Source organism: Sphingomonas sp. P4_D12, from assembly GCF_056401895.1.
In genome coordinates this window covers 209718-230090 of the sequence record NZ_JBFUIL010000011.1, presented here as the reverse complement: position 1 = coordinate 230090, position 20373 = coordinate 209718, and the positions used below count along the sequence as shown (strand labels likewise).

Below are 20373 nucleotides of genomic sequence, written 5' to 3'. Positions count from 1 at the left end.
CGCAATGACCGATACGCCGCCCAAGGTGATCCTGCTCGATATCGAGGGGACGACCACCAGCATCGCCTATGTGGCGGACGTCTTGTTCCCTTATGCCCGCACGCGCATTCCTGGCTGGGTGCCAATTCATCGCGAGGAGCTCGCGCCGGTTATCTCCGCGATGCCGCCGGGCGATCCGGTCGCGACATTGCTCGCCTGGATGGATGTCGATGCCAAGGAGACCGCGCTCAAACATATCCAAGGCCGCATCTGGCGCGAAGGATATGAAGCCGGCGAGCTCAAGGCGCATGTCTATCCCGACACGCCAGAGGCGCTGAAACGCTGGACCGAAGCGGGGATCAAGGTCTGCATCTATTCCTCGGGATCGATCGAGGCGCAGAAGCTGATCTTCGGGCATAGCGAGGCAGGCGACCTGACCGGCTATCTCTCGGGCTATTTCGACACGAATACGGGCCCCAAGCGCGAAGCTGAATCCTATTCGAAGATCGCCGCCGCGCTGAGTCTCGACCCTGCCGACATCCTGTTCGTGTCCGACGTCGCCGCCGAGACCGATGCGGCGCAATCGGCCGGCCTGCGCGCGCTGCTGATCGACCGCGACACCGGCCAGGGCGATGTGGCCGGCTTTGCCGAGATACTGCCATGATCCTGGACGGCGAACGCACGCGCTCGATCATGCCGACCGCCGATGGCAAGGGCGCGCGCATCCTCGACCAGCGCCAGCTCCCCTGGGAAGTGCGCTGGGTCGAGCTCAGGGCCGAGGACGACGCGGCGGTGGCGATTCGCGACATGTGGACGCGCGGCGCGCCGATGATCGGCGCGGTCGGGGGTTATGGCCTGGCAATGGCGATCGCCGCCGATCCCGGCGATGACGCGATCGATGCCGCATACGCACGCCTGCACGAGACGCGCCCGACCGCGATCAACCTCAAATGGGCGCTCGACCAGATCGTCGCCGCGGTACGCGCGTTGCCGGTAGCCGATCGCGCCGCCGCCGCTTTCGCGCGCGCCCAGGCGATCGTCGACGAGGACGAGCGTTTGTGCCGCTCGATCGGCGAGCATGGCCTGGCGTTGCTGCGCGACCTCCACGCCAGGAACCCCGATCGCCCGCTCAACATCCTGACGCATTGCAATGCCGGCTGGCTGGCGACGGTCGATTACGGCACCGCGACCGCGCCGATCTATCTCGCGCACGATGCCGGATTACCCTTGCACGTCTGGGTCGACGAGACGCGGCCGCGCAACCAGGGCGCATTGCTGACGGCGTTCGAGCTGCGCAACCATGGCGTCCCGCATACCTTGATCGCCGACAATGCTGGCGGCTTGCTGATGGCGCGCGGCCAGGTCGACGCGGTGATCGTCGGCACCGACCGCGTTACCGCCAATGGCGACGTCTGCAACAAGATCGGCACCTATCTGAAGGCGCTCGCCGCGCACGACACTGGCGTGCCTTTCTATGTCGCGCTCCCCTACACCACCTTCGACGCCGCGACCCCCAGCGGCGATGCGATTCCCATCGAGGAACGTTCGCCCGCCGAGCTGACCGAGATCACCGGCGCGACCGATCACGGGCTGGAAACGGTGCGCTTGACCCAATCCGATGCCTATAACCCCGGCTTCGACGTCACCCCCGCGCGGCTGGTCACGGGATACATCACCGAACGCGGGGTGCTGGACCGGCTGCAGACTCCCTTCTAAGGAGGCGCGCAAACCTCAAAAGGGCGAGCACAAATGAAGTTGATGACCGGCAATTCGAACCTGCCGCTGGCCAAGGCGATTGCCGGCTATCTCGAACTGCCACTGACCGATGCGCTCGTCCGACGGTTTGCTGACGAAGAAATATTCGTTGAGATCAACGAGAATGTCCGTGGCGAGGACGTCTTCGTGCTGCAGTCGACATCGTTCCCGGCCAATGACAACCTCATGGAATTGCTGATCTGCATCGATGCGCTGCGACGTGCATCGGCCAAGCGGATTACTGCCGTGCTGCCCTATTTCGGCTATGCCCGCCAGGATCGAAAGCCCGGCCCGCGCACCCCGATCTCGGCCAAATTGGTCGCCAATCTGATTACCGTCGCCGGCGCCAACCGCGTGCTGTCGGTCGACCTCCATGCCGGGCAAATCCAGGGATTCTTCGACATCCCGACCGACAATCTGTTTGCGGCGCCGGTGATGTCGACCGACATATTGGCGCGCCATTCGGGCAAGAATCTGATGGTCGTGTCACCCGACGTCGGCGGCGTGGTGCGCGCCCGTGCGCTGGCCAAGCGACTCGACAACGCGCCGCTGGCGATCGTCGACAAGCGCCGCGAGCGCGCCGGCGAATCCGAAGTGATGAACATCATCGGTGACGTCGAAGGGCGCTTCTGCATCCTGATCGATGACATCGTCGATTCGGCCGGCACCCTCTGCAACGCCGCCGCCGCGCTGAAGGAAGCAGGTGCCGAGGGCGTCGTCGCCTATGTCACGCATGGCGTGCTGTCGGGCGGCGCGATCGCGCGGGTCGAGGGATCGGTGCTCGAGGAACTGGTCATCACCGATTCGATCGGCAATCACGACACGATCGCCGCGGCGAACAAGGTCCGCCATTTGACCATCGCGCCGCTGCTCGCCGAAGCGATCCGGCGGATTGCGGACGAGAGTTCGGTGTCGAGCCTGTTTGATTAGGCCAAGCGGCCCCCGGAATAGCAGCCGCTATTCCGGGAGAGACGCTGGCCCGGCCGGCGGCGCCAAGGGCGCCGTCCGACGCGGCTTTGCCGCGGCGAGAGGCCGGCTATCGACGCGCTGGAGCACGAAAAAGCCCTAATGCCCTAACGTCTTGACGATGTGATCGAGCACCGGCGGATAGAGCGGCTGGCGGAAACTGCAGCCGATCTCGAGGTCGTGGCGCCAGGCGATCGTCGCTTCCAGCCCCTCCATACCGGGAATCGCCAGCCAGACGATCTGCCCGGCATCGAGCGAATAATCCGCCTCCGCGCGGAAACCCGTGACCGACAGATCGAGCAGGCGGACATCATATTTGTTGGAATGCCGGTCGCGCAATCGCGCCCGCATGACGATCGGCACGCGCTGCTGATGGCGATGATCGTCGTCACCGTCAGTCGCTCGATCGGATCCGAACGAATGCGTGTCCATGACGCACATTATGCTTAGCCGCGCTTAACATTTGGCAAAGACCCGGCCGATCCGGACCGATGGGCCGTCAGGCGAAGGCATCCCACAGCAATTTCGCGCCGACCAGCACCATCAGCAGGTAGATCGCGACATAAAAGCGCTCGGCGGAAACGCGCCGCACCAGCCAGACGCCGGCGACAGTCGAGGCGATCGCCACCGGCAGGAGCGCGGCGGCGGTCAGCAGATTGGCGTGGGTGAACTGGCCGAGCGCGACATAGGCCGGCACTTTGATCCAATTGACCGCGGCGAAGAAGATCGCGGTCGTCCCGACCAGCGTGTCGCGCGACAGGCGGCGCGGCAACACCCAGACCTGGAACGGCGGCTGGCCGGCATGCGCGATCTGGCTGGTGAAGCCCGAGGCGATTCCGAACAGCATGCCGAGCCACTCGGGAAGTCCCTTGGCCATCTGCGGCGGGCCGTTGCGATCCGCCCAGAGCCGATAGACGCCGAACAGCAAAGAGATCGCACCGACCGCGCCGAGCACCGCGCTTTCCGACAAGCGCGCGGCGAACAGATAGCCGAGCACGATCCCGAGAATCGCCCCCGGCATCATCCAGCCGAGCAATCGCCAGTCGACCGTGCGACGAAACGCCCAGACTCCGACCACATCCTGGACGATCAGGATCGGCAACAGGATCGCCGCCGCCTGGACCGGCGAGATGACGAAGGCGAGCATCGGCAGCGACAGCGCACCGAGTCCCGCGAACCCGCCCTTGGACAGACCGAGCATCAGCACCGCCGGGATCGCCAGCGCATAAAAATGCCAGTCGAGGATCACCGCGCATCTATACCGATATCTATCGAGCGAGATCGCCGGACGGCGCGCGAATCCCGGCGTTGCCGCGGCGGTTGAGCTCGGCCTTGAGCGTCTCGGGGGGCGGCGCCCATAGGAAGCCGAAGCTGACCGTGCCGCGCTTCGTTTCGACCACATGGTGCAGCCGATGCGCCTGGATGATCCGCTTCATATAGGCCGATCGCGGCAGATAGCGCGTCGCGACCCGGCGATGGACGATGACGTCGTGAAACCCGAAATAGATCGCGCCGTACGCCGCGATTCCCGCGCCGATCCAGGTGCATCCCCACCACCAGCCGAGATCGACGCCGCCGAGCAGCAACAGGATCGACGGCACCGCGAAGATCACCGCGTAGAGATCGTTGAGTTCCCATCGGCCGGTCCGTGGCCGGTGATGGCTCGCATGGAGGAACCAGCCGGGGCCATGCATCACCCAGCGATGCATCACATAGGCGAACCCCTCCATCGCGATCACGGTGGCGAGGAACAGCGGAAGAGCTAACCAGCCCGTCATGAGCGGCCTCTAGCCAATAGTGCGAGGCGATGCATACGCAAATTTTTCCTGACCGCCGCAGGCCACAGCCTATCGCGAATAAAATATAATTACAACCGATATGAACTAAATTGACATCGGACTACCTCAGAAATTTCGTTGACTCGTGCCAGTTGGACGTGCTTCCATTCGACAAAATCAGCAATCGAGTCGCGCAATATATTTTGAATGATCTTGAAGGAGGTCATGATGATTAAGCGCGAACACAGTCGTAATCTCGTAACACTTAGTGAAAACGACATCTATGCTCGCCTGAATCTCCAAACACTCGCCCTGTCTATTACCGACGACCCGATTGCGTTTCGTGAGGACCCGAGCGACGCGTACTCGACGTCCGACACGGCGGAAGGACCTGTTCTGGACAGGCGTCCCGCCATACGACCGCTTCTGTTCGGCGCGGAAAGTCCATTAGCCGACCGCCCGCGCCTCGGCCGGTTGACCATCAATATCAGCAATGCCTGCAACCTCGCCTGCAGTTATTGTTACGCTGACCACGGGCTATACCACGCCGCCAAATCGCTGATGGCCGACAGTCCCGCGCGCGCGATCATAGACCGCGTGGTGTCGATGTACGGGAGAATCGAAACCGTTCATCTGTTCGGCGGCGAACCCCTAATGAACATCGGCGCCTTCGATGCGATCGGCGAGGCATTTGAAGCCGCGACGTCGGACGGCCGACTGGCAAAGATGCCCCGGTTTGTCGCGACGACGAACGGCACCTTAAGCGGCCCACGCGTGATCGCCGCGCTGAAGCGCTGGGGGGTCGCGCTGACGATCAGTTGGGACGGTCCGGACGCAGTACATGACCGCATGCGTCCCACCGCCAGTGGCAAGCCCAGTTCCGCGCTGCTGCGCCGGTCGATTGCCGCTTTTGCCGCGGCAGGCATCGACTTCGAGTTCGAATGCACGTTCAGCCGGGCGCATATCGATGCCGGGATCAGCGTCGTCGATCTGATGGGTTTTTTCGCCCGCGAAACCGAAGATCGGGTCATCCACATCGCGCCGGCATTCTTGCCGGATGAGGCCAAGCAGGCGACGGACCTAGCATCGGGCATCTTCGACAATCACGGCGATTGGCAACAATGGGCAGTCGCGATGCGCGATCTCGTCCCGCAATATCGAGCCGCTGCTCGCTTGACGGTCGACAACATGTTCGCCGGGGCCGGTCCGATGCTCGAGTTTGCTGTCCGCATTCTCGAACAGGTAGATGCGCGCCGGCCATCCGCCACCTACTGCCCCGCCTTCTTCAACCAATTGTCGATCGCCGCCGATGGGTCGGTCTTCCCCTGTTTCATGTTCATCGGCGATGACCGGTTTCGTCTCGGCAACATCCTAACCGACAGCTTCCCGACTGACGACAGCCGTCGTCTGTTTTCGCGGTATTTCGAAGAGTTCGGAGATGGCGGCACGGGTAGCGACGACTGGTATGCGCCGCTTGCCAGCGGCTGCATCGCGGGCGACGCGATCGTCACCGGGTCATTCGGCCGGCGCGCGCTAGGTCCGATCTTTGAGGCAATGGCGGAGGAATGTCTGATGGGAATCGGCCGCCATGTGTCCAGCCACCCCGACATGGAGCCGGGGCAACCCAAGGAGACCTTCAATGTCTGACAATGCCAAGGTGGCAGCCGCTGTGCTGCGCGAAGTACCGATCGGCCGGCTGTCTTCGTTTCTGAAAGGAATAAAGCCCGGCAGCGAGGTTGCTATGGGCGATGGCTGCGGCGGCGGCTGTGGCGGAGGTGCCGGGTGCATCGACCAGTTTGGTCATACTGGTCTCTCGCCAGAAGCCTTCACTAATGCCTTCCGAGACAAGGCTACATTGAAGACCGCGCTGCAGAACGGCGTGAGGGATGCAGCAGTCCACATCTAGCGCCGCTCATCCAGCCGACAAAATGGCCGCCGGGCATCGGTACCCGGCGGCCATTTGCTTGTCCGATGGACGGTGACGGGATCGACCGATGTTTCATCCCCAAAGTCTACTGCATGCCATTGTTGGACAGCTTCGCACAGCTGTCATTTGGCACTATCCGCGCGTCACTGCTCAAGGGGTAGATTCATCCCGCGGCCTGTGCTTAAGGCCTCCCCATTCCCTTTCTTCGAAAACCGAGAGAAGGCCCTTCATGAACATCCACGAATACCAGGCCAAGGAACTGCTCGCGAAATTCGGCGTGCCCGTGCCCGCCGGCTATGCCGCGATGACCGTCGACGAAGCGGTCGATGCCGCCAAGAAGCTGCCCGGGCCGCTTTATGTCGTGAAGGCCCAGATCCATGCTGGCGGCCGCGGCAAGGGCAAGTTCAAGGAACTCGGCCCCGACGCCAAGGGCGGCGTCCGCCTCGCCAAGACGCTCGATGACGTCCGCGCCGCCGCTGCCGACATGCTCGGCAACACGCTCGTCACCGTCCAGACCGGCGAGCATGGCAAGCAGGTCAACCGCCTCTACGTCACCGACGGCGTCGACATCGCCAAGGAATTCTACCTCGCGGCGTTGGTCGATCGCGTCACCGGCCGCGTCGCGTTCGTCGTCTCGACCGAAGGCGGCATGGACATCGAGACCGTCGCGCACGACACGCCCGAGAAGATCCACACGTTCGACGTCGACCCCGCGACCGGCTTCATGCCGCATCACGGCCGCGCCGTCGCTGCCGCGCTCGGCCTGACCGGCGATCTCGCCAAGCAGGCCGCTTCGGTCGCCGGCAAGCTCTACGACACGTTCCTCGGCACCGACGCCAGCCAGATCGAGATCAATCCGCTCGCCGTCACGGATGACGGCAAGCTGATGGTGCTCGACGCCAAGGTCGGCTTCGATTCGAACGCACTGTTCCGCCACAAGGACCTGCTCGCGCTGCGCGACGAGACCGAAGAGGATCCGGCCGAGCTCGAAGCGTCGAAATACGACCTCGCGTACATCAAGCTCGACGGCGATATCGGCTGCATGGTCAACGGCGCCGGCCTCGCCATGGCGACGATGGACATCATCAAATTGAACGGCATGTTCCCGGCCAATTTCCTCGACGTCGGCGGCGGCGCCAACAAGGAAAAGGTCACCGCGGCGTTCAAGATCATCCTTGCCGACCCGAACGTGAAGGGCATCCTGGTCAACATCTTCGGCGGCATCATGAAGTGCGACATCATCGCCGAGGGCATCGTCGCCGCGGCGAAGGAAGTGAATCTGAGCGTGCCTTTGGTCGTTCGCCTCGAAGGCACCAACGTCCAGCAGGGCAAGGACATCCTGGCCAATTCCGGCCTGGCGATCGTTCCTGCCAACGATCTCGGCGACGCGGCACAGAAGATCGTGGCTGAGGTTAAGAAGGCGGCTTGACGGCCTTTTCCCTCTCCCCTTGTGGGAGAGGGTTGCGCAGACTTGGGTCGCGCTCTTGCGCGGCCCTAGTCGGAGCTGGGAGAGGGGTAAGCGCTCGCACTTGCGAGCGCGCGATTGCCCAGGCAATCGCTCACCCTCATCCAACCTCCGCTAGGCGGCTGCGCCGCCAAGCTGCGGTATCCTTCTCCCATAAAGGGAGAAGGTGATAGAGTTTCTAACCTCCTCCTCTCCTCCCCGGGAAGGAGTTGGGACCACAGGAGTGGATGGAATGAAAGTCTTGGTGCCGGTCAAGCGCGTGCTTGACTATAACGTCAAGCCCCGCGTGAAGGCGGACGGGACGGGGGTCGATTTGGCCAACGTCAAGATGTCGATGAACCCGTTCGACGAGATCGCGGTCGAGGAAGCGATCCGCCTGAAAGACAAGGGCGTGACCGAGATCGTCGCCGTGTCGATCGGCGAGCAGAAATCGCAGGAAACCTTGCGCACCGCGCTCGCGATGGGCGCCGACCGCGCGATCCTGGTGGTCAGCGACGAGAAGATCGAGCCGCTTGGCGTGGCCAAGCTCTTGAAGGCGATCGTCGAGGCGGAGAAGCCCGACCTGGTCATCCTCGGCAAGCAGGCGATCGACGACGACAACAACCAGACCGGTCAGATGCTGGCGGGCCTGCTCGGCGTCGGCCAGGCCACTTTTGCTTCCAAGGTCGAACTGACCAGCGACAGCGTCACCGTGACGCGCGAAGTCGATGGTGGGTCGGAGACCGAGAAGCTCTCGCTGCCGGCGATCATCACCACCGATCTTCGCCTCAACGAGCCGCGCTACGCCTCGCTGCCCAACATCATGAAGGCCAAGTCGAAGCCGCTCGATCAGAAGACGCCTGCCGATTACGGCGTCGACGTCGCCCCGCGGCTGACCACGCTCAAGGTCGTCGAACCGCCCAAGCGCACCGCCGGCGTCAAGGTCGCCGATGTCGATGAGCTGGTGGCCAAACTCAAGGCTCTGGGAGTCGCCAAATGAAGACGCTCGTCTGGGTCGAACATGACGGCAAGACCGTCAAGGACGCCACGCTCGCCGTGGTCACCGCCGCCGCCAAGCTCGGCGACGTCGATCTGCTGGTCGCCGGATCGGGCATCGACGCCGTCGCCGCCGAGGCCGCCAAGATCGCCGGGGTCAGCAATGTGCTGACCGCCGACAATGCCGCGCTCGAACATCCGCTGGCCGAAACGGTCGCGCCGCTGATCGTCAAATTGATGGCCGATCACGACGCGTTCCTCGCGCCCGCGACGTCGAACGGCAAGAACATCGCGCCGCGCGTCGCCGCGCTGCTCGACGTCATGCAGATCAGCGACATCCTGTCGGTCGAAAGCGATGATACCTTCACGCGCCCGATCTATGCCGGCAACGCGATCGCCACGGTGCAGACCAGCGACAAGAAGCTGGTCATCACCGTGCGCGGCACCGCGTTCGAGAAGGCCGCGCCCGAGGGCGGTTCTGCCAAAATCGTGTCGACCGACGGCGCCGGGCTGGAGCAATCGGTGTCGACCTATGTCGGGTCGGAAATCGCCAAGCTCGAACGCCCCGAACTGACCAGCGCCAAGGTCATCGTCTCGGGCGGCCGCGCGCTCGCCTCGAGCGAGAATTTCCATGCGGTGATCGAGCCGCTCGCCGACAAGCTCGGCGCCGCGGTCGGCGCGTCGCGCGCCGCGGTCGATGCGGGCTATGTCCCCAACGACTATCAGGTCGGCCAGACCGGCAAGATCGTCGCTCCCGAAGTCTATGTCGCGATCGGCATTTCGGGCGCGATCCAGCATCTGGCAGGCATGAAGGATTCGAAGACGATCATCGCGATCAACAAGGACGAGGACGCGCCGATCTTCCAGGTCGCGGACATCGGCCTGGTTGGCGATCTGTTCAAGATCGTGCCGGAGCTGACGTCGAAATTGTAGGGAGCAGCGTCAGCTGCGTACCGGCGCGAGCGGCGCAGCCCGCTCGCGACAATTCGACCGGCCGGCGGCGCCKGGGCGCCGACCGACGACGCGGGACTTGCTCCCGCGTCGTTGCCCGTTTGAGGGAAGTGCGGGTGAGCGACGACCGACTGCGCGATCGCAGATCGGGTAGGCCCCAAAAGCAGTAAGCCCCGTCGCACATAGTGCGGCGGGGCTCCCTAAGACGATCCTACGCGTGAAGCGTCTGATCGTCGAAATGCTCTCTCTTTCGTTCAAGCTAGGTAATAACGCTCGGTGTCGCGCCGGGTTCCCGCTTGTGACGAAATTATTTCAGTCGGTACCGAGTGGTTTGGGCGGCGTCACCTCGTTCTGCGGCAGCGGCGGGATCGTCCTGAGGATCAGCCCCAGGATCAACGCGATCGCGCCAAGCGCGCCGCAGAACCACGCCACTCCGGGCCAGCCCGCATGCGTCCAGGCGATCCCGCACAGCGATCCCAGCACGCTCGACCCGGCATAATAGAAGAACAGATAGAGCGCCGCTGCCTGCCCGCGTTGCGCGAGTGCGCGACGCCCGACCCAGGCGCTGGCGATCGAGTGCGCACCGAAGAAGCCGACCGTCACGACACCGATCCCAGCTACGACCAAAGCGAGCGGCCGGGCCGCGGTCAGCGCCACACCGGCGATCAGCAACACGACCGGTATCCAGAAAACGCGCCGGCGCCCCAGGCGCCCGGCGACGCCGCCGAACCAGGCCGAGCTCCACGAGCCGAGCAGATAGAGCAGGAAGATCGCGCCGACCGCGGCGTGGCCCAGCGAATAAGGCGGCGCCATCAACCGGAACCCGGCATAATTGTAGATGCTGACGAACACGCCCATCAGCACGAACGCCTCGAGGAACAGCAGCGGCATCGCACGATCGCGAAACAGATCGAGGAAGCCGCGCGCCACCTCGCCCAATGGCGGTGCCGAACGGACGAAATGCCGCGATTCGGGTGCGAGCCGGCGGAATGCCTCGGCCATCGCGATACCCGCTACCCCGACCAATGCCACCGCGCCGCGCCAGCCCGCAATGTCGGTCAACAGGCTCACGCCGAGCCGGCCCGCCATCCCGCCGATCGCGCTGCCGCCGATATAGAGCCCCATCGCCGATCCGACCGAGGCGTGATCGACCTCCTCGCTCACATAGGCCATCGCCACCGCCGGCACCCCGGCCAGCGCCACCCCGGTCAGGAAGCGCAAGGCGAGCAATGCCGGCCAGCCCGGCGCCGCGGCCGTCGCCAGGCTGAACCCGCCGGCCAGGAACATCGCCGCGACCATCATCGGCCGCCGCCCCCAACGGTCGGACAAGGCTCCCGCGACCAGGATGCCGATCGCCAGCGGCCCGGTGGCAAGCCCGATCGCCAGGCTCGCGCTTTCCGCGCTCAGGTGGAAATCATGCGCGAACAACGGCAGCAGCGGTTGCGCCGAATAGAGCAACGAAAAGGTCGAGAATCCGGCGAACAGCATCGCCAGCGTCAGCCGGCGATAATCGGCGCTGCCCTTGGCCAGCGGCATTTCAGAAGCCGCTCAACAGGCTCGCGACATTCGCGCCGAGCGCGTCGACCGCATAGCCGCCTTCCATCACGATCACGGTCGGCAGTCCCGCGGCGGCGATATCGGCGGCGAGCAGGGCATAATCGGGCGTCTCGATCCGGAAGGCGGAGATGGGATCGCCGACATAGGTGTCGGCTCCGAAGCTCACCACCAGCAGTTCGGCGCCGAAATCGGCGATCGCCTGCAAGGCGCGGGCCTGCGCGCCGCGAAAGGCATCGAGCGTCGTCCCCTGCGGCAAGGGCAGATTGAGCGTGACGCCATGCCCTTCCCCCTCGCCGACCTCGTCTTCATGCCCCCAGTAAAAGGGATAATCGGTCGCCGGATCGGCGTGGAGCGAGGCATAGAAGACGTCGCCGCGCGACCAGAAGATGTCCTGGGTGCCGTTACCGTGATGATAGTCGATATCGAGGATCGCCACCCGCCGCTTGCCGGCATCGCGCGCGGCCTGCGCCGCGATCGCCGCCGCGTTGAGGTGGCAATAGCCGCCATAATAATCCGCCCCGGCATGATGGCCGGGCGGCCGGCACAAGGCGAAAGCGGCCCGATCGCCGTCGAGCACCGCCTGCGTCGCGGCGAGCGCCGATTGCACGCTCCAATAAGCGCTATCCCAGGTGCGCGGGGTGATCGGGGTCGAGGCGTCGAAACTGTACTGCCCGATCAACGCGTCGATCCGGTCGAGCCGGAGCGGCCGGCGGCCAACCACCGGCCAGACATAGCCGACGACATCGCCTGGCCGCCCCGCCTCCGCCCACCGCGCCGCCGCCGATTTGAGGAAGGCGACATAGTCGCCGTCATGCACCGCCAGGATCGGCCCTTCGCCGCGATCCTCGGGCGCTTCCGCCCCACCGATCGCGGCCAGGATCGACTCTGCACGTGACGGCGTCTCGGCGTAATCGGTGAAGCCGCCATTGTGCAGTTCGCGCGCCGGCGCGTGGAGCAATTGCCGGGGATCGAAGAAGTTGCGCATCATGCCTCGCGCGCCGGCCGCGCCACCCAGCGCAGCACCACGAATCCGGCCAGGCCCGACAGGATCGATCCGATCAGCACCCCGACCTTGACCCGGTCGATCAGGACCGGATCGACGAAAGCGAGCCCGCCGATGAACAGGCTCATCGTGAAGCCGATCCCGGCGAGCAGCAGCACGCCATAGAGCTGCGTCCATGACGCCCGGCCCGGCCGCTCCGCCCAGCCGAACTTCACCGCGAGCGCGACCGCGCCGAGCATGCCGGTCTGCTTACCGACGAACAGGCCGGCGGCGACCGCGATGACCAGCGGCTCGGCGAGCACATGCAGCCCCTGCCCGCCCAGCGACACGCCGGCATTGGCGAAGCCGAACAGCGGCACCACCATGAACGCGATCCACGGGCTGAGCGCATGTTCGAGCCGATGCAGCGGCGATTCGGCATCGTCGGGCGCGCCCGGCGAGGTCCGGATAGGGATCGTCATCGCCGCCAGCACGCCGGCGATCGTCGCATGCACGCCCGAGCGCAGCACCAGCCACCACAGCACGCCGGACAGGATGATATAAGGCAGCAGGCGCACCACCCCGCCGCGGTTCATCGCGATCATGACCCCGAGCACGACCGCCGCGCCGACCAGCGAGACGAGGTCGAGCCCATGGCTATAGGCGACCGCGATGATCGCCACCGCGCCCATATCGTCGACGATCGCCACCGTGGTCAGGAACAGCTTGAGCGGCGCCGGCACGCGGGATCCGAGCAATGCCATCACCCCGACCGCGAAGGCGATATCGGTCGCCGCCGGAATCGCCCAGCCGCGCACCAACGCCGGATCGCCCGCGACGACTGCGAGATAGACGATCGCCGGGGCGATCATCCCGGCCGCGGCGGCGATCACCGGCAAGGTGCGGTCGGCGGGCCGCGACAATTCGCCATCGACCAGCTCGCGCTTGATCTCGAGCCCGACGAGGAAGAAGAACCCCGCCATCAGCGCGTCGTTGATCCACAGATGGACCGTCATCGCCCCCAGCTTGGGCGCGAGTACCGGGCCGGTTTCGATATGGAGCAGGTGGAAATAATCGGCGGCGAGCGGCGAGTTGGCGGCGATCATCGCGAGCACGGCCGCGACGATCAGCACGATCCCGCCGGCCGCTTCGTCCTTGAGGAAATCCCGGAGGATGGACTCGCGTTTCGCCACCATCACTTCACTCCGTCATGCCGGCCTTGTGCCGGCATCCACTGTGCAGCAAGCGCCGCACTCGGTTGGTTTGCGGCACGGTGGACCCCGGGACAAGCCCGGGGTGACGCAGGTTTTTGGTTAGCTTGGTAATCCTACCGCGCCAATGCCTCGGCGATCAGTTTCCGCGTATTGTCCACCCCATAGAGCGCGATGAAGCTGCCCATGCGCGGTCCCTGGCTCGATCCGAGCAATGTCTCGTACAGCGCTTTGAACCAGTCGCGCAGCTCGGCGAATCCGCCGGTCTTGCCGATCTCGTAGACGATGTTCTGGATATCCTCGGGCGGCGCACCCGCCGGCAGGGCGGCGAGGTCCGCATCGAGCCGCTTGAGCGCATCGATCTCGACACCCTCGGGCGCGCGGCGCTGGAGCGTCGGTGCGACGAAATCGCGGGCATAGGCCAGCGCATAACCGATCAGCTGGTCGAGCGCCGGATACTTTTCCGGCGACGCATCGGCCACATAGTTGCCGAGATAGCCCCAGACCTGATCCTTGGTCGCGTCGCCGCCCATCACCCCGACCAGGTTGAGCAGCAGCCCGAACGTGACCGGCAAGGTCTCCGCCGGCGGCGGGCCGTTATGGATATGATGGACCGGATTGCCCAACCGTTGTTCGACTGGCTGACCTGCATAGTTCGCACGGAACTGCCAATAATCGTCGACCGCGCGCGGGATCAGCCCGAGATGGAGCGACTTCGCCTTCTTGGGCTCGCGATAGATGTAGAAAGCCAGGCTCTCGTCGGGGCCATAAGTCAGCCACTCGTCGATCGACAGGCCGTTGCCCTTCGACTTCGAGATCTTCTCGCCCTTCTCGTCGAGGAACATCTCGTAGTTGAAGCCCTCGGGCGGGCGGCCGCCGAGCGCACGCGTGATCTTGCCCGACTGGATCACCGAATCGATCAGGTCCTTGCCGGCCATCTCGTAATCGACGCCGAGCGCGACCCAGCGCATCGCCCAGTCGACCTTCCATTGCAGCTTGGCGCCGCCCGAGAGGATCGACTGCTCGACCGTCTCGCCCTCATCGACGAAGCGCACGATCCCGGCCTCGGCATCGACCACTTCGACCGGCACCTGGAGGACGATCCCCGACTTCTTGCTGATCGGCAGCACCGGCGAATAGGTCGCCTGCCGCTCGGCGCGCAGGGTCGGCAGCATGATGTCCATCACCGCCTGATAATTGCGTAGGACGTTGCGCAGGGCGTCGTCGAACTTACCGCCCAGATAATAGTCGGTCGACGAAACGAACTCGTACTCGAAGCCGTAGCGATCGAGAAAGTCGCGTAGCATCGCGTTGTTGTGCGCGGCGAAACTGTCATGCGTGCCGAACGGATCGGGGATCTTGGTCAGTGGCTTGCCGAGATATTGCCCCAGCATCTCCTTGTGGGGAACATTGTCCGGCACCTTGCGCAGGCCGTCCATGTCATCCGAAAAGGCGATCAGCCGCGTCGGGATGTCCGACAGAGTCTCGAACGCGCGGCGCACCATCGTCGTGCGCAACACTTCGTTGAACGTGCCGATATGCGGCAGGCCTGACGGTCCATAACCGGTCTCGAACAGGACATGCCCCTTGGCCGGTGCACCGTCGGGATAGCGCTTGAGCAATTTGCGCGCTTCCTCATACGGCCAAGCCTTGGAGTCGATCGCCGCTGTGCGCAGGGCGTTTGCTGTCTGTTCGATTTCCGCTGTCATGATGCCTGCCGAGTGCGCGAAGCAGGTCGGTTTTGCAACCTCGCGGGCGCTTTGGTCGCTGCGATCGGCTGATGGTATCCGACAATCTTGCCACGGAGTGGGCCGAACGCGCTCCGTTTACGCGGGTTTAAGCGGATGCCGCTATTCCGCTTTCGAAAAATTGGAGGGCGAGAGAATGGAGGCTCAGGGGTTCGGCCGCAAAGGCTTCCCAGCGGGCAGCGCCGCCGCCGCGCCCGCGCCAATGTCGCGCCCGGTCGCGCCGGCGGTAGCGCGCCGCGATCCCTATGCCGAACCGCGCACGGGCTTCGTTGCACAAGAGCGGCCGAACGGCGCAGAGGATGTCCGTACCCTGGCATGGGATACGCCGACGTCGGGACGAAGCTGGACCAAGTCGCGGCTGATCGCCTACCTTTTGTGGTTCTTCGTTGGCGGCCTCGCTGCCCACCGCATCTATTGCGGACGCTACATTTCGGCGGTGCTGCAGTCGGTGATCGGGGTGGTCGGTTTCTGTGTGATGTACCTCTCGCCGTACAGCTTCAGCACTTGGGGATCTCTACTCCTGATCCAAGGCGTTTGGCTCCTGTTCGACATCGTCCTCATTCCCGGCATGTGCCGGAACCCGCCCGCCGCTTATTGAGCCGCGGCCCGCCCGCCGCAATCACTGTTGCCAATCTGTTCTGCATCGCGCACCGTCGCGCGATGCCGATCCCGCCTTATCCTGCCCTCCACGCCAGTCATGCCGGGGTGTGGATCGCCGATGACGACGGCTGCCGCGCGGTCGGACGGGGCGAAGCGATCCGGTTGGCGGCCGATACGCCGATGATTGTGCTCAACGCGCCGCTGATCGGGCAGCGGCTGGGCTATGCCGATCTGTCGGGACTCGATCTGCTCGAACTCTACGCCTTCCTCAAACCTGCCACCTTCCTCGCTCCCACGCCGCGCGGGTTCGCTCGCGCGCTCGGCCTGACAGAGCCCGAGAGCGAGGATCGCATCGCGCCGTTCCTGCGCGATGCCGCCGCGGCATTGCTGGCGCTCGCCGAGGGCGACTGGCCCGAGCGCGAAGGCGCCTGGACCGCCGCGCAGAGTCTCGCGCGGCTGCGTTGGCCGTGGTCGCCACTCGTCGCCGAACGCATCGCCAAGCCGCGCGAGCACGAACGCTGGCTGTTCACCAAATTGCCCGAATGGGACGAGACAGCGCCGCGGCCGGCGCCGCGTCCGGTCACGTTGCACGACGCCGACATCGCCGCGCGGCTCGATTATCTGACCGGCGCCGGCGCCGAGCAGCGCCCCGGCCAGCGCGCCTTTGCCGAGGCGTGCGCCGCCGCCTTCGCGCCGCGCATCTTGCGCGACAATCCCAATATGGTGCTGGCCGAGGCAGGCACCGGAATCGGCAAGACATTGGGCTATCTCGCCCCCGCCTCGCTCTGGTCCGAAGCGGCCGGCGGCCCGGTGTGGATCTCGACCTTCACCAAGGCGCTGCAACGCCAGCTCAACCACGAGACGTCGCGGCTGATCCCCGATCCGGTCGAGCGCCGCCGCCGCGTGGTGACGCGCAAGGGTCGCGAGAATTACCTCTGTCTGCTCAACCTGGAGGATGCGCTGCAAGGCGGATTCGCCGGCCGAGCGGCGGTGCTCGCGCATCTCGTCGCGCGCTGGGCGGCCTATACCGCCGATGGCGACATGATCGGCGGCGATCTGCCCGGCTGGCTGCCGACCTTGTTCCGCCGCAACGGATCGACCGCGCTGACCGACCGCCGCGGCGAGTGCGTCTATGCCGGCTGCCCACATTACCGCAAATGCTTCATCGAGCGCGCCGCGCGCGCCAGTGCCGAAGCCGATATCGTCATCGCCAACCACGCGCTGGTGATGGTCAACGCCGCGCGCGGACGCGAAGCGAACAGCCGCCCGACCCGCTATGTGTTCGACGAAGGCCATCATCTGTTCGACGCCGCCGATTCGATGTTCGGGGTCGCTTTGTCGGGACAGGAATCGATCGAACTCAGGCGCTGGATCGTCGGCCCCGAATCGACCTCGCGCGGCCGCCGCCGCGGGCTTGCCGCGCGGCTGAGCGATGTCGCCAGCTATGACGAAGCGGGCGGCCGCGCGATCCTCGACGCGGTCGAGGCCGCGCGCGCGCTCGCCAGCGACGGCTGGTTGCAGCGCGTCGCCGAGGGCGAGCCATTCGGCGTGGTCGAACGCCTGCTCGCCGCGGTACGCGGACTGACCTATGCGCGGGCAGCGCAGGATGGCGATGCCGGCTATGGTCTCGAAACCGAACTCGCCGAACCCGACGGCGCGTTGATCGAGGCCGCTGCCGAGGCCGCGCAGGGACTCGAGTCCTTGCTCCGCCCGCTCATGGCGCTCGGCCAACGGCTGGAGGCAGTGCTGGCCGAGGCGCCCGACTGGATGGACGGCCAGGCCCGCGCGCGGGTCGAGGGCGCGATCGCCTCGCTCGGCTGGCGGACCGACACGGTGGGCGCCTGGATCGGGCTGCTCGCGCGGATCGGCGGGCCGGCCGATCCCGATTTCGTCGACTGGCTGGCGGTCGAGCGGATCGAGGGGCGCGAGATCGATATCGGCCTGCATCGCCGCTGGCTCGACCCGACCCGTCCGCTCGCCTCGACCGTGCTCAAGCCGGCGCACGGCGTGCTGGTGACCTCGGCGACGCTCAAGGCGGGCGATCCCGACTGGGTGACCGCCGAGGCACGCGCCGGCGTCCCGCATCTCGATCGCGGCGCCGGATTGTTCGAGGCGCAGAGCCCTTTCGATTACCCCAACCAGGCCGAAGTGTTGATCGTCACCGACGTCAAACGCGGCGACCTCGCGGCTTTGGCCAATGCCTATGCCCGGCTGATCGAAGCGGCGGGCGGCGGCACACTCGGTCTGTTCACCGCGATCCGCCGGCTGCGCGGCGTCCATGCCCGCATCGCCGATCGCCTCGCGCGCGACGGCCTTCCGCTCTACGCCCAGCATGTCGATCCGATCGACCCCGGCACCCTGGTCGACATGTTCCGCGACGACCGCCGCGCCTCGCTGATCGGCACCGACGCGTTGCGCGACGGCGTCGATGTGCCCGGCGAATCTTTGCGCCAGGTGATCCTGGAGGGCGTGCCCTGGGCCAAGCCGACCGTGCTCCACGCCGCGCGGCGGCTGGCGGGCGGCGGCTCCGCTTATGACGACCGCATCGTCCGCGCCAAGCTCGCCCAGGCATTCGGCCGGCTGATCCGCCGCGCCGACGACCGTGGCGCCTTCATCTTGCTGTCGGCGGCGATGCCAAGCCGATTGCTTTCGGCGTTCCCCGCCGGGGTGCCGATCGCGCGGGTGCCGCTCGATGAGGCGGTCGCGCGCGTGAGATCGCGTCTTTCTTCTGTCGCACAGGTCGGGCAAGGGAACGAAACTGTTCGTTGAACCAGAAGGCGCCATGAAGACGCTCATCCTGCTCCGGCACGCCAAATCGAGTTGGGACGATCACGGCGTGCGCGATTTCGACCGCGGCCTCAATCCCAAGGGCGAACGTGCCGCGCGCACGGTCGGCAGCCATATGCGCGCGATCGGCCTGAGCTGGGACTATGCCATCGCCTCTCCCGCCACGCGCGTGATCGAGACGCTCGAACAGGCGTCGCAAGGCTATGGCCGCCGCATCGACCCCGATTGGGACCGCCGCGCCTATCTCGCCTCGGCCGCGACCTTGCTCGAACTGGTCCACGACGCGCCGGTGATCGCCGACAGCCTGCTCCTGTCGGGGCACAATCCCGGGCTCGAGGATCTGATCCTCCTGCTGGTCCCCGATGGCGACACTCGGCGCGACCAGGTTGAGGTCAAATTCCCGACCGCCAGCCTGGCGGTGATGACGTGCGAGGCCGACAGCTGGGCCGACGTCGCGGCGGGCGGCTGCACGCTCACGACTTTCGTTCGCCCGCGCGATCTCGACCCGGGGCTAGGGCCTGACGCCGACTGACCGTCGCGCGACGAGGGCGATTCTCCCCTCCCGCAAGCGGGAGGGGAATATGCCGCGATCACTTCTTCGCGAGCTTGTCTTTCAACCCCGCGAGCGCGCCAAACGGACCGGCCTGCTCCTCGCTCAACACGCCCGCTTCCTTGAGCACCACTTCGGCATTCGGCCCGCGCGGAAAGGGGTCGAGCGCCAGCGCCATCGTCTCTGCGGCGACTTCGCCCAAATCGATCGTCCCGCCGTCATAGGGAATCACGTCGATATCGCTGTCGCCCAGCTCGACCTCATCCTGGCCGGCATCCTCTTCGGCGACGAATCGCAGGGCAACCGGCTCGTCGACCGTCGCGGGCAGTGGGTCGCCGGTGATGCTGCACGCCTGGGTCACTGCCGCCGCGACACGTCCCTCGGCGACGATCCCGGCGGCGTCGCGGCGAATCGTGAACTTGCTCGTCAGCTTCTCGATGCCGATCAGATCGAACCGTTTGGCCAGCGCGGCGCGTTCCTGCGCATCGGCGTCGATCTCGATCGTGCGCGCGTCGTCGCCGATCGTGTCGACGCGCTGCGGCCGCGCGAATTCGACAGTCACGGGAGCTGACCCGCGACCAAGGCATCGAGCGCGATGCCGTCCAGGCCCTGGCGCAACGCCAGCAATTCGCGCTCGACATGCGCCAGCGCGGCCGGCTCGGGCGTCTCGCCGCGATAGAGGTTGCGGACCAAAGCCGGCTTGAGGTCGCCTGCCGCGAGGCCATCGCGATAGGCGCCCAGCCGGCCGCCGAGCATCCCCATCATCCGCCCGACATGCTTGCCGACCAACAGGTCGCCGATCCCGATCTCGCGCAATTGCGGATCCATGTCGTCGACGAACGCTTCGGACAGGTGCGCCGCCGCGGCGACTCCGGCGGGATCGGCCTCGAGCCGCAGCATGACCATCGCCAGCACCGCCGCGATCATGTCGAACCGGCCGTCGACCGTATCGGCGACCGCGCCGTCGAGATACCAATGCGGCTGGCGCGCGCGCGCCACCAATGCCGCGTAGAGCGCCGCGGTTTCGTCACGTTTCGCCCTGAACCTGTCGAAAAAACCCATCAATCCTGCCTTCGCGGGACGCGGCCTTGTGCCGTCCGCCCACCCCGCATATTGAGGCGAACGGCGCGCGATGCAAATGC

Annotated in this window: 20 protein-coding genes; 11 read left to right on the top strand and 9 right to left on the bottom strand. The window is 65.7% G+C overall.

Annotated elements, in window-relative coordinates; all coding sequences use genetic code 11:
* The first annotated feature begins 4 nt into the window (after positions 1-4).
* From mtnC to AC1DSD_RS19995, 3 genes are read left to right on the top strand one after another with little or no spacing between them, the layout of a single operon-like run.
* Positions 5-643 (top strand): acireductone synthase, encoded by a 639-nt coding sequence (gene mtnC / locus AC1DSD_RS20005; RefSeq protein ID WP_478032531.1) that lies wholly within the window; start codon positions 5-7, stop codon positions 641-643.
* Positions 640-1695, top strand: coding sequence for an S-methyl-5-thioribose-1-phosphate isomerase (mtnA, locus tag AC1DSD_RS20000; protein ID WP_478032530.1), 1056 nt, complete (start codon positions 640-642; stop codon positions 1693-1695). Before mtnC ends, mtnA begins: the two co-directional genes overlap by 4 nt.
* A 33-nt stretch (positions 1696-1728) precedes the next feature.
* Complete coding sequence (locus tag AC1DSD_RS19995; protein WP_478032528.1) at positions 1729-2664, top strand: ribose-phosphate pyrophosphokinase; 936 nt, start codon at positions 1729-1731, stop codon at positions 2662-2664.
* A 135-nt stretch (positions 2665-2799) separates the two neighbouring features.
* On the opposite strand, the gene AC1DSD_RS19990 is transcribed toward AC1DSD_RS19995, so the two are convergent.
* From AC1DSD_RS19990 to AC1DSD_RS19980, 3 genes are all read right to left on the bottom strand, one after another.
* Positions 2800-3132, bottom strand: coding sequence for a PilZ domain-containing protein (locus tag AC1DSD_RS19990; RefSeq protein WP_478032526.1), 333 nt, complete (start codon positions 3130-3132; stop codon positions 2800-2802).
* A 67-nt stretch (positions 3133-3199) separates the two neighbouring features.
* Positions 3200-3901: a sulfite exporter TauE/SafE family protein gene (locus tag AC1DSD_RS19985; protein ID WP_478032556.1), complete on the bottom strand. Its 702-nt coding sequence runs from the start codon at positions 3899-3901 to the stop codon at positions 3200-3202.
* A 67-nt stretch (positions 3902-3968) separates the two neighbouring features.
* On the bottom strand, positions 3969-4478 hold the full coding sequence (locus tag AC1DSD_RS19980; RefSeq protein ID WP_478032525.1) for a sterol desaturase family protein: 510 nt from the start codon (positions 4476-4478) through the stop codon (positions 3969-3971).
* 228 nt (positions 4479-4706) lie between these two features.
* On the opposite strand from AC1DSD_RS19980, the gene AC1DSD_RS19975 reads away from it, so the two are divergent.
* The 5 genes from AC1DSD_RS19975 (at position 4707) to AC1DSD_RS19955 (ending at position 9778) form a co-directional block, all read left to right on the top strand.
* Positions 4707-6125 (top strand): radical SAM protein, encoded by a 1419-nt coding sequence (locus AC1DSD_RS19975; RefSeq protein ID WP_478032524.1) that lies wholly within the window; start codon positions 4707-4709, stop codon positions 6123-6125.
* A complete protein-coding gene (locus tag AC1DSD_RS19970; RefSeq protein WP_478032523.1) occupies positions 6118-6384 on the top strand; it encodes a hypothetical protein in 267 nt (88 codons plus the stop codon). Before AC1DSD_RS19975 ends, AC1DSD_RS19970 begins: the two co-directional genes overlap by 8 nt.
* A gap of 250 nt (positions 6385-6634) precedes the next feature.
* A complete protein-coding gene (sucC, locus tag AC1DSD_RS19965) occupies positions 6635-7834 on the top strand; it encodes an ADP-forming succinate--CoA ligase subunit beta (protein ID WP_478032521.1) in 1200 nt (399 codons plus the stop codon).
* A gap of 268 nt (positions 7835-8102) precedes the next feature.
* Positions 8103-8849 carry an electron transfer flavoprotein subunit beta/FixA family protein gene (locus tag AC1DSD_RS19960; protein WP_478032520.1) on the top strand — a complete coding sequence of 249 codons (747 nt, stop codon included), beginning with the start codon at positions 8103-8105 and terminating at the stop codon, positions 8847-8849.
* Positions 8846-9778 carry an electron transfer flavoprotein subunit alpha/FixB family protein gene (locus tag AC1DSD_RS19955; RefSeq protein WP_478032519.1) on the top strand — a complete coding sequence of 311 codons (933 nt, stop codon included), beginning with the start codon at positions 8846-8848 and terminating at the stop codon, positions 9776-9778. Before AC1DSD_RS19960 ends, AC1DSD_RS19955 begins: the two co-directional genes overlap by 4 nt.
* A gap of 330 nt (positions 9779-10108) precedes the next feature.
* On the opposite strand, the gene AC1DSD_RS19950 is transcribed toward AC1DSD_RS19955, so the two are convergent.
* The 4 genes from AC1DSD_RS19950 to AC1DSD_RS19935 form a co-directional block, all read right to left on the bottom strand.
* Positions 10109-11332 (bottom strand): MFS transporter, encoded by a 1224-nt coding sequence (locus AC1DSD_RS19950; protein WP_478032518.1) that lies wholly within the window; start codon positions 11330-11332, stop codon positions 10109-10111.
* Position 11333: 1 nt separating this feature from the next.
* Positions 11334-12338, bottom strand: coding sequence for a histone deacetylase family protein (locus AC1DSD_RS19945; protein ID WP_478032555.1), 1005 nt, complete (start codon positions 12336-12338; stop codon positions 11334-11336).
* Complete coding sequence (gene nhaA, locus AC1DSD_RS19940) at positions 12338-13531, bottom strand: Na+/H+ antiporter NhaA (protein WP_478032516.1); 1194 nt, start codon at positions 13529-13531, stop codon at positions 12338-12340. Before nhaA ends, AC1DSD_RS19945 begins: the two co-directional genes overlap by 1 nt.
* 131 nt (positions 13532-13662) lie before the next feature.
* Positions 13663-15255 (bottom strand): lysine--tRNA ligase, encoded by a 1593-nt coding sequence (locus AC1DSD_RS19935; RefSeq protein WP_478032515.1) that lies wholly within the window; start codon positions 15253-15255, stop codon positions 13663-13665.
* A gap of 175 nt (positions 15256-15430) precedes the next feature.
* Here AC1DSD_RS19935 and AC1DSD_RS19930 point away from each other — a divergent pair, with 175 nt between their 5' ends.
* The 3 genes from AC1DSD_RS19930 (at position 15431) to AC1DSD_RS19920 (ending at position 19213) form a co-directional block, all read left to right on the top strand.
* The gene (locus AC1DSD_RS19930) at positions 15431-15892 is read left to right on the top strand and encodes a TM2 domain-containing protein (protein ID WP_478032514.1); all 462 of its coding nucleotides are present in this window, start codon (positions 15431-15433) and stop codon (positions 15890-15892) included.
* A gap of 62 nt (positions 15893-15954) precedes the next feature.
* Positions 15955-18663 carry an ATP-dependent DNA helicase gene (locus AC1DSD_RS19925; protein WP_478032553.1) on the top strand — a complete coding sequence of 903 codons (2709 nt, stop codon included), beginning with the start codon at positions 15955-15957 and terminating at the stop codon, positions 18661-18663.
* A gap of 13 nt (positions 18664-18676) precedes the next feature.
* On the top strand, positions 18677-19213 hold the full coding sequence (locus AC1DSD_RS19920) for a SixA phosphatase family protein (RefSeq protein WP_478032512.1): 537 nt from the start codon (positions 18677-18679) through the stop codon (positions 19211-19213).
* Between the two features lie 58 nt (positions 19214-19271).
* On the opposite strand, the gene AC1DSD_RS19915 is transcribed toward AC1DSD_RS19920, so the two are convergent.
* Both AC1DSD_RS19915 and AC1DSD_RS19910 read right to left on the bottom strand, forming a co-directional pair.
* The gene (locus AC1DSD_RS19915; protein WP_478032510.1) at positions 19272-19793 is read right to left on the bottom strand and encodes a YceD family protein; all 522 of its coding nucleotides are present in this window, start codon (positions 19791-19793) and stop codon (positions 19272-19274) included.
* On the bottom strand, positions 19790-20293 hold the full coding sequence (locus AC1DSD_RS19910) for a ubiquinol-cytochrome C chaperone family protein (RefSeq protein ID WP_478032508.1): 504 nt from the start codon (positions 20291-20293) through the stop codon (positions 19790-19792). Before AC1DSD_RS19910 ends, AC1DSD_RS19915 begins: the two co-directional genes overlap by 4 nt.
* Between the last annotated feature and the right edge of the window lie 80 nt (positions 20294-20373).

What these genes read in the sequence shown, in the direction of transcription:
- AC1DSD_RS19955 (WP_478032519.1), top strand. Translation starts at nt 8,846, where the DNA reads ATGAAGACGCTCGTCTGGGTCGAACATGACGGCAAGACCGTCAAGGAC.
- AC1DSD_RS19970 (WP_478032523.1), top strand. Translation starts at nt 6,118, where the DNA reads ATGTCTGACAATGCCAAGGTGGCAGCCGCTGTGCTGCGCGAAGTACCG.
- AC1DSD_RS19960 (WP_478032520.1), top strand. Translation starts at nt 8,103, where the DNA reads ATGAAAGTCTTGGTGCCGGTCAAGCGCGTGCTTGACTATAACGTCAAG.
- AC1DSD_RS19925 (WP_478032553.1), top strand. Translation starts at nt 15,955, where the DNA reads ATGCCGATCCCGCCTTATCCTGCCCTCCACGCCAGTCATGCCGGGGTG.
- AC1DSD_RS19950 (WP_478032518.1), bottom strand. Translation starts at nt 11,332, where the DNA reads ATGCCGCTGGCCAAGGGCAGCGCCGATTATCGCCGGCTGACGCTGGCG.
- AC1DSD_RS19985 (WP_478032556.1), bottom strand. Translation starts at nt 3,901, where the DNA reads ATGCTCGGTCTGTCCAAGGGCGGGTTCGCGGGACTCGGTGCGCTGTCG.
- AC1DSD_RS19990 (WP_478032526.1), bottom strand. Translation starts at nt 3,132, where the DNA reads ATGGACACGCATTCGTTCGGATCCGATCGAGCGACTGACGGTGACGAC.
- AC1DSD_RS19910 (WP_478032508.1), bottom strand. Translation starts at nt 20,293, where the DNA reads ATGGGTTTTTTCGACAGGTTCAGGGCGAAACGTGACGAAACCGCGGCG.
- AC1DSD_RS19995 (WP_478032528.1), top strand. Translation starts at nt 1,729, where the DNA reads ATGAAGTTGATGACCGGCAATTCGAACCTGCCGCTGGCCAAGGCGATT.
- mtnC (WP_478032531.1), top strand. Translation starts at nt 5, where the DNA reads ATGACCGATACGCCGCCCAAGGTGATCCTGCTCGATATCGAGGGGACG.
- mtnA (WP_478032530.1), top strand. Translation starts at nt 640, where the DNA reads ATGATCCTGGACGGCGAACGCACGCGCTCGATCATGCCGACCGCCGAT.
- AC1DSD_RS19930 (WP_478032514.1), top strand. Translation starts at nt 15,431, where the DNA reads ATGGAGGCTCAGGGGTTCGGCCGCAAAGGCTTCCCAGCGGGCAGCGCC.
- AC1DSD_RS19980 (WP_478032525.1), bottom strand. Translation starts at nt 4,478, where the DNA reads ATGACGGGCTGGTTAGCTCTTCCGCTGTTCCTCGCCACCGTGATCGCG.
- sucC (WP_478032521.1), top strand. Translation starts at nt 6,635, where the DNA reads ATGAACATCCACGAATACCAGGCCAAGGAACTGCTCGCGAAATTCGGC.
- AC1DSD_RS19935 (WP_478032515.1), bottom strand. Translation starts at nt 15,255, where the DNA reads ATGACAGCGGAAATCGAACAGACAGCAAACGCCCTGCGCACAGCGGCG.
- AC1DSD_RS19945 (WP_478032555.1), bottom strand. Translation starts at nt 12,338, where the DNA reads ATGCGCAACTTCTTCGATCCCCGGCAATTGCTCCACGCGCCGGCGCGC.
- AC1DSD_RS19975 (WP_478032524.1), top strand. Translation starts at nt 4,707, where the DNA reads ATGATTAAGCGCGAACACAGTCGTAATCTCGTAACACTTAGTGAAAAC.
- AC1DSD_RS19920 (WP_478032512.1), top strand. Translation starts at nt 18,677, where the DNA reads ATGAAGACGCTCATCCTGCTCCGGCACGCCAAATCGAGTTGGGACGAT.
- nhaA (WP_478032516.1), bottom strand. Translation starts at nt 13,531, where the DNA reads ATGGTGGCGAAACGCGAGTCCATCCTCCGGGATTTCCTCAAGGACGAA.